The organism is Microbacterium sp. BF1, from assembly GCF_019279095.1.
In the GTDB taxonomy this organism is placed as follows: domain Bacteria; phylum Actinomycetota; class Actinomycetes; order Actinomycetales; family Microbacteriaceae; genus Microbacterium; species Microbacterium maritypicum.
In genome coordinates this window covers 1-10,862 of record NZ_JAGYWT010000032.1, presented here as the reverse complement: position 1 = coordinate 10,862, position 10,862 = coordinate 1, and the positions used below count along the sequence as shown (strand labels likewise).

At 67.1% G+C, this 10,862-nt stretch carries 13 protein-coding genes and 2 pseudogenes; 9 read left to right on the top strand and 6 right to left on the bottom strand.

The window, feature by feature from the left end:
- Nucleotides 1–118: 118 nt before the first annotated feature.
- Complete coding sequence (locus KZA10_RS02295; RefSeq protein ID WP_218682065.1) at nucleotides 119–436, top strand: hypothetical protein; 318 nt, start codon at nucleotides 119–121, stop codon at nucleotides 434–436.
- A gap of 203 nt (nucleotides 437–639) precedes the next feature.
- Nucleotides 640–1,089 (top strand): hypothetical protein, encoded by a 450-nt coding sequence (locus tag KZA10_RS02290; protein ID WP_055874673.1) that lies wholly within the window; start codon nucleotides 640–642, stop codon nucleotides 1,087–1,089.
- Nucleotides 1,090–1,189: 100 nt separating this feature from the next.
- Here KZA10_RS02290 and KZA10_RS02285 read toward each other — a convergent pair whose 3' ends face one another.
- Nucleotides 1,190–1,756 carry a hypothetical protein gene (locus KZA10_RS02285; RefSeq protein WP_218682064.1) on the bottom strand — a complete coding sequence of 189 codons (567 nt, stop codon included), beginning with the start codon at nucleotides 1,754–1,756 and terminating at the stop codon, nucleotides 1,190–1,192.
- Between the two features lie 121 nt (nucleotides 1,757–1,877).
- Here KZA10_RS02285 and KZA10_RS02280 point away from each other — a divergent pair, with 121 nt between their 5' ends.
- A complete protein-coding gene (locus tag KZA10_RS02280; protein ID WP_327037748.1) occupies nucleotides 1,878–2,246 on the top strand; it encodes an Rv2175c family DNA-binding protein in 369 nt (122 codons plus the stop codon).
- 12 nt (nucleotides 2,247–2,258) lie between these two features.
- Here the strand turns inward: KZA10_RS02280 and KZA10_RS02275 are convergent, their stop codons facing one another.
- Entirely contained in the window at nucleotides 2,259–3,347 is a 1,089-nt protein-coding gene (locus KZA10_RS02275) for a polyprenyl synthetase family protein (RefSeq protein WP_218682063.1), read from the bottom strand.
- Nucleotides 3,348–3,444: 97 nt separating this feature from the next.
- Between KZA10_RS02275 and KZA10_RS02270 the strand changes: the two genes are divergently transcribed.
- The 3 genes and pseudogenes from KZA10_RS02270 to rsmH form a co-directional block, all read left to right on the top strand.
- Complete coding sequence (locus tag KZA10_RS02270) at nucleotides 3,445–3,819, top strand: DUF3040 domain-containing protein (RefSeq protein WP_017830219.1); 375 nt, start codon at nucleotides 3,445–3,447, stop codon at nucleotides 3,817–3,819.
- Between the two features lie 265 nt (nucleotides 3,820–4,084).
- Nucleotides 4,085–4,516: a division/cell wall cluster transcriptional repressor MraZ gene (gene mraZ / locus KZA10_RS02265; RefSeq protein ID WP_017830220.1), complete on the top strand. Its 432-nt coding sequence runs from the start codon at nucleotides 4,085–4,087 to the stop codon at nucleotides 4,514–4,516.
- A gap of 102 nt (nucleotides 4,517–4,618) precedes the next feature.
- Nucleotides 4,619–5,332: pseudogene (rsmH, locus tag KZA10_RS02260) on the top strand (16S rRNA (cytosine(1402)-N(4))-methyltransferase RsmH); the annotation flags it as partial.
- Nucleotides 5,333–5,497: 165 nt separating this feature from the next.
- Here the strand turns inward: rsmH and KZA10_RS17635 are convergent.
- A pseudogene (locus KZA10_RS17635) lies at nucleotides 5,498–5,827 on the bottom strand (M23 family metallopeptidase); the annotation flags it as partial.
- A gap of 258 nt (nucleotides 5,828–6,085) precedes the next feature.
- On the bottom strand, nucleotides 6,086–6,349 hold the full coding sequence (locus KZA10_RS02250; protein ID WP_256934312.1) for a hypothetical protein: 264 nt from the start codon (nucleotides 6,347–6,349) through the stop codon (nucleotides 6,086–6,088).
- Between the two features lie 134 nt (nucleotides 6,350–6,483).
- Here KZA10_RS02250 and KZA10_RS02245 point away from each other — a divergent pair, with 134 nt between their 5' ends.
- The 3 genes from KZA10_RS02245 (at nucleotide 6,484) to KZA10_RS02235 (ending at nucleotide 8,981) form a co-directional block, all read left to right on the top strand.
- On the top strand, nucleotides 6,484–6,789 hold the full coding sequence (locus KZA10_RS02245) for a hypothetical protein (RefSeq protein ID WP_017831470.1): 306 nt from the start codon (nucleotides 6,484–6,486) through the stop codon (nucleotides 6,787–6,789).
- Nucleotides 6,790–6,836: 47 nt separating this feature from the next.
- A complete protein-coding gene (locus tag KZA10_RS02240) occupies nucleotides 6,837–7,361 on the top strand; it encodes a hypothetical protein (RefSeq protein ID WP_308289570.1) in 525 nt (174 codons plus the stop codon).
- 228 nt (nucleotides 7,362–7,589) lie between these two features.
- The gene (locus tag KZA10_RS02235; RefSeq protein WP_055869715.1) at nucleotides 7,590–8,981 is read left to right on the top strand and encodes a hypothetical protein; all 1,392 of its coding nucleotides are present in this window, start codon (nucleotides 7,590–7,592) and stop codon (nucleotides 8,979–8,981) included.
- Between the two features lie 86 nt (nucleotides 8,982–9,067).
- Here the strand turns inward: KZA10_RS02235 and KZA10_RS02230 are convergent, their stop codons facing one another.
- Together KZA10_RS02230 and KZA10_RS02225 are read right to left on the bottom strand one after the other, a co-directional pair.
- The gene (locus KZA10_RS02230) at nucleotides 9,068–10,240 is read right to left on the bottom strand and encodes an acyl-CoA desaturase (protein ID WP_200935184.1); all 1,173 of its coding nucleotides are present in this window, start codon (nucleotides 10,238–10,240) and stop codon (nucleotides 9,068–9,070) included.
- Between the two features lie 93 nt (nucleotides 10,241–10,333).
- Complete coding sequence (locus KZA10_RS02225; protein WP_127481762.1) at nucleotides 10,334–10,618, bottom strand: hypothetical protein; 285 nt, start codon at nucleotides 10,616–10,618, stop codon at nucleotides 10,334–10,336.
- Nucleotides 10,619–10,862 lie beyond the last annotated feature (244 nt).

Genomic DNA, 10,862 nt, shown 5'->3' with positions numbered 1-10,862 from the left:
TGGCTCATCGCCGTCTCGGTGCCGCTGCTGCTGATCCTGGCCGCCGTCGTCATCGGGCGCATGGTGCCGCTGTTCCGCAGCTACCAGGGCAAGCTCGACAACGTCAACCGCATCATGCGTGAGCAGCGCACGGGTGTCCGCTGCTCTCGATGCCGCTCTCACATCGGCGGGTGTGACGCACGCGGTCGCCACCGCCGGCAACCTGTTCAACGCGTCCTTCCGGGCATCGGCGCCGAGGGACTATGCCGAGGCTCAGGCGCAGGAATCGTACCGCTACGCGCCGTTCTTCCACTCGCTGCGTGAGCAGGGCGTGGCTCTTCCGCCGAGCGTGTTCGAGGCCTGGTTCCTCACCGCAGCGCACGGCGAGGAAGAGCTGCAGCAGATCGAGGCCGCCCTCCCCGCTGCTGCGGCTGCCGCGGCGGCCGCGCGCCCGTAACGCGACTCCGGTCAGAAGTGCATCGGTCGGCGCCTCGCGCTGATCGGTGGCATTCGCGCACCCGGCAGTGAATCGAGTATGGTACATATGTTCGAATCACGGGGAAGGAATCATGATGACTGGTGCTGATCGACAAGGGATCGTTGCGTTCCTGTGAACAACTTCCAGACAACTGGCAGGACGGCGCTGGCAGACTGGGTGACATGGTGACGTTGTTGCTGGACCAGACGCAACTCGAGGTCGTTCTCTCGCCGATCGAACGTGCCGCCACCTTCCACCGCGACAACCTCCGGATCGCGCGCGACACCATCACCAAGGTGCAGCTGACAGAAGATGCCTGGACCTGGCTGCGTGGAGTCCCCAACCCCGGGACGCACATCCCCGGTGTGCTCGCTGCGGGCAGCTGGAAGGCCGCGGGCAGCCTCGACTTCGTGCTGATCCGCCGGCGTCGCCCGAGTGTCGTGATCGACCTCGAGGGCGATGAGCACTACCGACGGCTGATCCTCACCACGAGTCACGGGCTCGCGCTCACGCAGGCACTGCGCCTCGACGTGACCGACGAACCGGCGAACGTTGAAGAGATCGTGGCGACCGCACCGGTGCCCGTCTCGAAGGGCCGCCGCCGGCCCGTCATCCGGCCCCGACCCGCCTGACTTGCAGCTCCGGGGTGCACGCCGGGTGCGGCGACCTCCTCTGAACAAAGAACGCCCTCCAGATCTGCGGGTCCGGAGGGCGTTCTATGTCAGCTGAAGCTCAGTTGTGGTGGTGCTCGTCGCCGTCGTGGTTCTCGTCGTCGGCATGGTTCTGATCACCGTCGGCGTGGTTCTGATCGCCATCGGCAGGGCCGGATTCCTCGGTGCCGGACTCCGGGTGCTCTGACGTGTCGTGACCGGCTTCGTCCGTCTCGGAGTGACCCGAGGACTCCGCGAGCGGCACGGTGTCGATGACGCCGGTGGATGCGACGGTCCAGTGCGCGCCCTCTGCGGGGGTGTCGTCGCTGCCCGCCGTCTCGCTCTCCGCGCTCAGCGGGTAGTCCTTGGGCTCGTCCTCGTAGTACGCACGCGCCGCCGCGGCGAGCATCGAGCTCACCGCCGCAGAGCGGGGGTCTTCGTCGTCGACGTCGACAGGGGAGGAGTCGGAGCCGGCGTCGGACGCGGGGGCCTTGTCATCCTCGGATGCGTCGTGGAGATCGGCGAAGATCTCGACACCGCTGTGGTCCTCGTCGCCGTGCACCTCCTCGGAGCCGGGGGCGTCGACCGATACGGCGGTAACTCCGATCTGCAGATGTCGCGTTCGACGCGTGGCGGTCTTGAATGTCAAGGCTTGCCCCCTTTTCGAGTTTTTCACGCTGACACGGATGTAAACAGAAGTCAACTGAAGTGACGCAAGTGAAGGATGTGACTGGAGGGTCGACATGCGACGGTCACGCAGAGGTGAGATAGTGGGCAACGTGTCTGAGAACGTTGCTGGAACCCCTGCCGCTGCCGCCATCGAGTGGTTGACGATGCCCGACCTCGTCGAGGTGCTCGACGAGCCCCTCGGCCGTGTGCGCCGTCTGATCGACGAGCACTACCTGGTCGGATCCACTCGCAGCGGAGTCTTCGCGGTGCCGTCGGTGTTCATCGTCGATGGACACCCGCTGAGTTCTCTGCGGGGAACGGTGATCGTCCTGCAGGATGCCGGCTTCACGGACGACGAGCTGATCGACTGGCTCCTCGCCGACGAGGAGAGCCTCGGTCGCTCGCCGATCGACGCCCTGCTGGCCGGGCACAAGAGCGCGGTCCGACGCCTCGCTCGTACCCTCGCCTGACCGCAGGATCGCTCAGGAGGAACGCACCGTCGCCGCCCGCGCGAGCTCGCGCAGTTCGCCGACGGCCGCGTTGTCGAGCCGGGCGCCCGATAGTGCGCGATCAGCCTCGCGCGCATAGTCGGCGATCATCGCCTCGACCTGTTCCAGCGCGCCTGAATCGGTGATGGTCGCCTGCAGGAACGACACCTGCTGCGGCGTCAGTTCCGTGTCTCCGAGCATCTCGTCCAGGAGATTGCGCGCGGAAGCGTCGAGGGTCTGCCGGGTGAGGGCGATCAGCACTGTGCGCTTGCCCTCGCGCAGATCGTCTCCGGCCGGTTTCCCCGTGACGGATGCGTCGCCGAACACGCCGAGCACGTCGTCCCGGAGCTGGAAGGCCATGCCGACCGGGTGCCCGAAGCGGCGCAGCGCCGCCATCTGATCCGCGTCGGCCCCGCCGAAGGCTCCTCCGAGGACCAGCGGCTGCTCGATGCTGTACCTGGCGGACTTGAGCGATGCCACACGAAGAGCCCGTTCCGCATGGAGGCCGCCGTCGTTGACGCTCCACGCCGATTCCTCGGCGATGTCGAGGAACTGGCCAGTGGTGACGTCTCTTCGCATCCTGGCGTACTCGGAACGCACGGTGAGTGCCTGAGGCTGCCCCTCCAGCGCCGACTCCAGCAGGTCATCGCTCCAGGCGACCAGGAGATCTCCCAGGAGGATGGCGGATGCCCGACCGAACGCCTCCGCATCTCCCGACCATCCGGCGGCGCGGTGCGATGCCTCGAGCGCACGGTGCGCTGCGGGGCGACCGCGGCGGGTGTCGGAGTTGTCGATCAGATCGTCGTGGACGAGCGCGGCCGACTGGAAGATCTCCAGTGCGGTGCAGATGTCCCACAGAGCATCGGACTCCGTCGCATCTCGGTCGTGGAACCTGGCCACGGCGCGCCAACCTGCATGGCAGAACCGCGCGCGAAGCCGCTTGCCTCCGTCCAGCGTGGCGGCGGCGACGGAGAGGAAGGATGCCGCATCGGGGCCGTACTCCATCGATTCGTCGCGCATCCGCGCGAGGAAGCGGTCGAGATGTGCGGCGACGGCGTCGGGTACAGGGGAGGAGGACGACACGACTCCCAGCATACGTAAAGCAAGGGGACGCCGAACTGCTAGCCCCGGACGTCTCGTCACGCGTAGAATGGAAGGCACGATACCCGAGGGGGACGAAATGCCACTCTCCGAACAGGAGCAGCGTCTGCTCGACGAGATGGAACGCCATCTCCTTCACAACGATGCCGACGTGGTGACCGCGCCGTCCGGCGATCGAGCATTGAGCTACCGAAATCTCGTCTACGGTGCACTCCTCCTGCTCGCCGGCGTCGGCGGTCTGGTCGCCGGAGTCATCCTCAGCGGCGTCTGGGGCATCGTCGTCGGCGTCGTCGGTTTCGCCGCGATGCTCGCCGGCGTCATGGTCGCCGTCACTCCCGTGAGGCGAACGAGCGCGGCTGAGCCCCGAGAGCGTTCCGCTCCCAAGCGGCAGGAGTCCGCCTCGTTCATGGATCGAATGAACGACCGGTGGGATCGCCGCCAGGACGGTCACTGACCGACCTCGATACTTCACGACAGAAGCCCGGATGCTGAGCATCCGGGCTTCTGCCGTTAACCCCCGCGGGGAACGGGCCATCTCGATGGGTGGGAAAACCCTCCACTAGCCCTCCACCTTCCTCCACCGCGTAATTCCGCGGCTCTTCAGCGCGCCGATCGTCGTCGGCATGCGTTGCCTGCGGATTGGTCGTAGGTATGTGGAGGAAAGTGGAGTAAAGTGGGGCGCACCTCGAGTTGGCCGGACGCAGAGGGGGTGATGGCCGATGTTGCTGGGTACGCACTCACCGAAGCTGGACGACAAAGGACGGGTCATCCTTCCTGCGAAGTTCCGCGAAGACCTCGGCGGCGGCATCGTCGTCACCCGAGGCCAGGAGCGGTGCCTCTACGTGTTCAGCACGGCCGAGTTCGAGGCGATGCACGAGCGGATCCGTCAGGCCCCGCTCGCCAACAAGCAGGCGCGTGACTTCATGCGACTGTTCCTCTCCGGAGCCAGCGCGGAGATGCCAGACAGCCAGAACCGCATCACCATCCCGGCGCACCTGCGTCAGTACGCAGGCCTGCAGAAGGAACTCATCGTCACCGGAGTCGGCGCCCACGCCGAGATCTGGGATGCCGAGAGCTGGAACGCCTACCTCGCCGCCGGCGAGGAGACCTACTCCGACCTCGAGCAGGAGGTGATTCCGGGACTCTTCTGACCACGGCTGTGATGCCCCGCCGCTCCCGCCCCGACACACTTCCCCGGTGCCGGGTCGAGAAGCGGAGGGGGATCAGAGCCGAAGGTCACCCCGAGAAAGATCATGAACCTCCGAGACATACACACCCCCGTCCTGCTCGACCGCTGTGTCGAGCTGCTCGCTCCCGCCCTCCAGGCGGACGGAGCGGTGCTCGTCGATGCCACCCTCGGCATGGGAGGCCACTCCGAGGCACTGCTCGAACGCTTCCCGAACATCCGTCTGGTCGGACTCGACCGCGACACCGACGCGCTGCGCATCGCGGGGGAGAGGCTCGCTCGCTTCCGTGATCGCGTCACTCTCGTGCACACGGTGTACGACGAGATCGGGCTGCACGCGCAGGGCGCTTCGGGGATCCTGTTCGATCTCGGCGTCTCTTCCCTGCAACTCGACGAGGCCGAGCGCGGGTTCGCGTATTCGAAGGACGCCCCGCTCGACATGCGGATGGATCAGACGAAGGGTGTCACCGCCGCTGACGTGATCGCCACCTACAGCGAGGGCAACCTCCGCCGCATCTTCGAACGCTACGGCGAGGAGAAGCTCGCCGGCCGCTACGCCCGCTTCATCATCGACGCGCGTCAGAAGCAGCCGATCACGCGCTCCGGCGAGCTCGTCGAGATCCTGATCGCGGCGACGCCCGCAGCGGCGCAACGCGCCGGTCACCCGGCCAAGCGCGTGTTCCAGGCGCTGCGCATCGAGGTGAATGCGGAGCTCAACGTGCTCGCAGACGCGATTCCGTCGGCCATGGACGCGCTCGGCGTCGGAGGACGCATCGTCGTGATTCAGCAGGTCGGACCTGCCGTCGCCGGTGAAGTCAGCGGGCGGGATCGGAGGGCCGGACTCCGTGCGCAGTCCGGGGAATGTCAGGGGGATCGTCCCTCCGCGCGCGACGTTCGTCAGGCACACGAAGCCGTCGTTGATCCCGGTGTAGACGGCGCCGTTCCGCCGGACCTCGAAGTGCAGGTGGTACGCCGGCGAGTTCCCTGTGTTGCCCACGATTCCGATCTGCTGTCCACGCTCCACCCGGGTGCCGGGAGCGTAGGTTCCCGGCGAAGCCATGTGCGCGTACCGGGTGACGTAACCGCCCGGATGCTCGACATCGGTGTAGTTGCCGTAGCCGCTGTTCACCGTCCGCGACTTGATCACGCCGCTGTACGCGGCGAGGATCGGCGTGCCACCGGCGGCGGAGATGTCGATACCCTCATGCGCCCGATAGTTGCCACGGCAGCCGTCGCCGACCTTCGATTGGATGTTGCCCGAGGCCGGATACACCATCTGCCCGTCGGTGGCCGCGGTCGCCGAGATGCTCGCCGACATAGACGGCACGAGCGCACCGATCACGACCGCGAGCGCGGTGGCGATCCCGATACGACCAAGACGCAGACGGGACGGACCCTTCATCTAGAAGTTCCTCTTGTTCGACGGCCCCAGGGGCGCGATGCCCACCGTCGTCACCGTAGCAGTGCGCCGTGCTGCGCCGCAGAGCGCGGCCAAGGCTCCCGCACATCCGTCTCGGGAGCCCACGGCCCGCGATCACAGCAGGTCGCACTCCCCGCCGTACGGCACGGCGCTGTCCCCGGTGTCGCGCGCGTCGTACTCCACCGTCTCGACGGAGATCACGACCTGCGTCGCCGCAGTGATCAGCACGCTCACCGCGCGATTGCCCACCACGACGAATTCGACGAACCCACCGCCCGCGCGCATCGCTCCTTCCATCCGGCCTTTCAGCTCCGCGACGTCCTGGCCCTGCGCCAGGAAGAACTCTGATTCGTTGAGCGCAATCCGCGTACGCGCCATCGTCTGCACCCCGCCCTCCTCGTTGTCATTCCACTGTCGTCATGCTGCGACGGTATCGATCCGACGGCCCTTCGCAGAGGGGGTTGCGCACGGGCCGCAGAAGAGGCAGAACGCGCGCGGTGTAGCGTTCTCTCATGGGCAGACTGCGCTACGACGGGACCTCGGATCCGATCCTCATCGAAGACGCGACGCTGGCGCATCTGAAGATCGTCATCTCGACGAAGCTCCGCCGCCAGGAGAGTTTCATGATGACCTGGCGCCCCGTCACCGACGGCGTGGACAAGCGCGCCACCGTCTGGATCCACCCGGCGATCCCCCTGCAGTTCGGGTACGACGCCGCCGAGCAGCCACCGATCGATCCTCGACTGATCGCGGAGATGATGCAGGCTCTCAACGCGTCGGGCGAGCTTGTGCTCGACCATCTGATGACCTCCGTCTGACACGCTCTGCGCGAAGGGCACGTCAGGTGTCCGGATACGCTGTGCCCGTGGATGCTGCTGCGTACCTTCTCCTCGGCCTGCCGATCCTCGCGTTGATCATCGGCGGTCCGATCCTGAAGAGCCGCCTGGGCCGCGGAGCCTCGGAGACCGGCGCCCGAGCCGGCAAGAAGTTCGCCTCGGACCAGCTCGACGCGGCACTCACCGAACTCGGCTCCACAGTGGTGATCCAGGCCGCGGAACCCCGCGCTCGCGAGATCGTGGCATCGGCGATGGCGACGAAGGATCGCGAGTACGTCATCCGCAGCGACGGCGCCTACGGCATCCGGTTCGTCGAGCCCGATGACACGGTCGCCCGGCTCGTTCCCGTCGCAGACGGAGCCCGGATGCAGATCGAGACCTTCCGCGAGTACTTCGGTTTTCCGCAGACCGTGCAGCTGTGGACCGATCTGCGTTCGCGCATCGCCGCCGCAGCGGAGGTCCGCGAGGTCGCGGTCGCCCCAGGAGAACCCGTGCGATACGTGCGCGGCGAGCCTCTCGACGACAGGAACGCGCGCTGGGTGCACGAGGCCTGACCACCCGGCGAGTCGAACGCCTTCGACCGCCGCGTCGGCGGAGCAGGAAGACGAAGGCGAAACATTCAGCAGACGCAACTAGGCTGTAGGGCGCGCCCTGCCCGCCGGTCCTCCGCCGGGTCACGGTGGTGGCGTGCGCCCTGACGACCTCCTCCGGTCCACACTGTCCCGACTGTCGGGATGGAGCCGCCGCTCCCGGTGTGGCCCCGCCAGAAAGGCAAGAAACCCATGAGCGAATCTCCCGGTACCTCCGACCGCGACGGCGAGCGCTCGCCGGACTTCTTCGACCAGCTGATCGAGACCGCGCCCCGCGAGCAGCAGGGTGCGTTCACCGTCGGCTTCCGCGGCTACGACAAGGCCGAGGTCGACGCGGCGCTCTCGACTCTCCGCAACCAGCTCAAGCAGGCCGCCGCAGAGGTCGCCGAGGCCCAGGCCCGCGAAGAGGAAGCCGTCGAGGCGGTGCGGGAAGAAGAGCGCAAGGCTCGCGAAGCTCTCGAGAGCGAGCTGACGGCCGCGAACGCGAAGGTGTCCGACGCCGAGCAGCAGGTCGCCACCCTCACCTCCGAACTCGTCGACGCTCCGCAGCCGGACGGCGAAGAGGCTCCGTCGCGCCAGCAGTTCGAGGCGATCCTGCGGGTCGCCGAGGAGCAGGCGAACGTGCTCATCCAGAACGCGGCCGTGCAGGCCGACCGTCTGATGACCTCTGCCCGTGAGGAAGTGACCGCGCAGCGCGCCGAGGCCGAGGCCGACGCCGAGCGGATCACCGCCCAGGCGCAGCGTGACGCCGATCAGGTGCGCCTGAAGATGGACACCGAGTACACGGCGCACGAGGCACGCATCGAGCGCGAAGCCGCGCACGCCGCGGAGAAGGTGAACCAGGCCGCACAGGAGGCCACGGCGATCCGTACCGAAGCCGAGAAGGGCGCGGCCGCGCTGCGCTCGCTCGTCACCCGCGAGACGACCCAGCTGCGTGCCGATGCCGAGCGCGATGTGCGCGACATGAACGCCCGTGTGCTGGAGTTCGAGGAGACCCTCACCCGCCGCCAGGACGACGCGCAGCAGGAGTTCCTCGTGCTGCACAACCAGGCCGTCGCTCACGCAGAGCGGATCACCAACGACGCGAACGAGCAGGTCACGGCATCGCTCGAGCATGCCCAGCGCATCTCGGCACGCGCCGAGGACTACGAGCGCCTGACCCGCTCGCAGGCGCAGGCGATCGAGGCCGAAGCTCAGGTCCGCGCTCGTGAGACGCTAGAGCGCGCTCGCGCCAAGGCCCAGAAGATCGTCGACTCGGTCACCGGCCACACCACTGCGGTGCTGCACGACGCCGAGGACCGCACCCGTCAGCTGCGGTGGCAGCAGCAGCAGCTGACGAGCTTCATGGCCGAGGTGCGCGAGCTGATCCGTCCCGACGGGATCTTCTCCGACGACTCGCTGCCCACGGAGATCACCGGAGCGGACGCGCCCGCAGCGCCCGCGCCCGCAACGGTCATCGCCGACGAGGTGCCGGAGGAGACCTTCCTCGGCGACGAGGTGCTCGAGGACGAGCTCGACGACGACCGCCCGCTCGAGAAGATCACGATCGACGTGGTGGAGACCAAGAAGAAGTCCTCCAAGTAGACCCACGAACGACAGAGGCGCGAGCAGGGATTCCTGCTCGCGCCTCTGTCGTTCCCGGACTGATCACGCCCGGTGATGTCTGGTGGCTACCCCCGGCCGAACTGCGCGACTGCCGGGCAGTCGAAGGGATCTGCTCCGGCGGAGAGTCCGACCCGGTTCAGGTACTCGATGACGATCATGTAGGACCGACCGAGGCTGGTCTCCGTGTAGGGCACGTCGTTCGCCGCGCAGTAGTCGCGTACGATCTCCCGCGCCTTGGCGAGGTGCGGTCGCGGCATGCTCGGGAAGAGGTGGTGCTCCACCTGGTAGTTGAGGCCGCCCATGAGCCAGGTCGTCCACCACCCACCGCTGATGTTGCGGGAGGTGCGCACCTGCTTGGTGAAGAAGTCGAGACGGGCGCCGGGCTCGATGATCGGCATCCCCTTGTGGTTCGGCGCGAACGCGGCTCCCATGTAGACGCCGAAGACCGCGAACTGCACCCCCATGAAGGCGAAAGCCATACCGAGGGGGAGCATCATGAACACGGGCACCAGGATGAGGGCGAACCGGAGCGCGATGATGCTGAGCTCGGTCCAGCGTCCCTTGACGTTCTTCGTCGTCATGAGGTACTTCAGGCCGAGGAAGTGGAGGTTCAGCCCCTCGAGGGTGAGGAGCGGGAAGAAGAGCCAACCCTGCTTGCGGGTGATCAGCTTGATCAGGCCCTTCGCCTTGGCGGCGTCCTCCTCGAGGAACGAGATCGTGTCGACCTCGATGTCGGGGTCCTTGCCGACCTGGTTCGGGTTTCCGTGGTGCTTGGTGTGCTTCGAGTCCCACCACGAGTAGCTCATGCCGATGCTGGCGATCACGATGCGCGCGAGCTTGAAGTTCGCAGGCCCCGTGCTCAGGATCTGGCGGTGCGCGGCCTCATGCCCGAGGAACGCGATCTGCGTCAGGACGATGCCGAGCCCCGCAGCGATCAGCAGCTGGAACCAGCTGTCGCCGAGCAGGATGAAGCCGGTGATGAGGCCGCCGAGGGCCACGGCGATGCCTGCGGCCACGAAGATGTAGAACCACTGGGTACGCTGAAGCAGGCCGGTCTCCTTGACCACCTGCGACACCTGCTTGTACGCCTGGGCCATGGGCGGGAAGTCCGCATTGCCGGAGTAAGTCTGACGGATCGGGCCCAGCGTTGCCGCGGTCGGTTCGATCTGTGTGATGGAGATGATCTTCTCCTGACGTTCGGAGCCCTCGAGCTGTGGAAGCCCAAGGCAGATGCCCAACGCTTACCTCACAGTAGCCCCGCCCACATGCGCCTTCGGGAATACATCCGCACCCCTTGACGGACCAAGCTCGTTGTGCGTGAATCGCGGATTTCAGGCGCGGGCGCGGCGGGTGCGGCGACGCCAGGCCCGAGGCAGCATCGACGGAAAGACGGGCCCACCTCGGGAAGGCTGGTTCGCGTCTTCGAGCGCACGGAAGGCGTCATCGAGCGAGTCGAAGACGCCGAGCTCGGCGCCGTGGTTGTCGCGCACCAGGTGCGCGCTGCCGTCGAACTCGACGAAGCCGGCGAACTCGCCGCCGCGCGTCGCGACGTGCACGTCGGTGTCGGCCTGCTTCCAGGTCAACGGATCGGACGGGGGAAAGGTGGTGGTGCTCATGGTCATGCTCATTGCTGTGTGGCGGACACGCGTGGCGCTCCGCAAGATGTGAGACCGAGGGCGGATTCCGCACGCATCGATGTGCGCGGTCCGTAATGGCCCTGATCAGTGGCGACGTGGCGGCCGAGAGGGGCGATGCACACACGCTGCTCCATAAGCATAGCAGACCGGCCCACCCGGCCCCCAATCCACGGTTTCGGCTCAGCTCGACGGCGGCTGACTCCCGCCGCCCGACCCGCCCTGG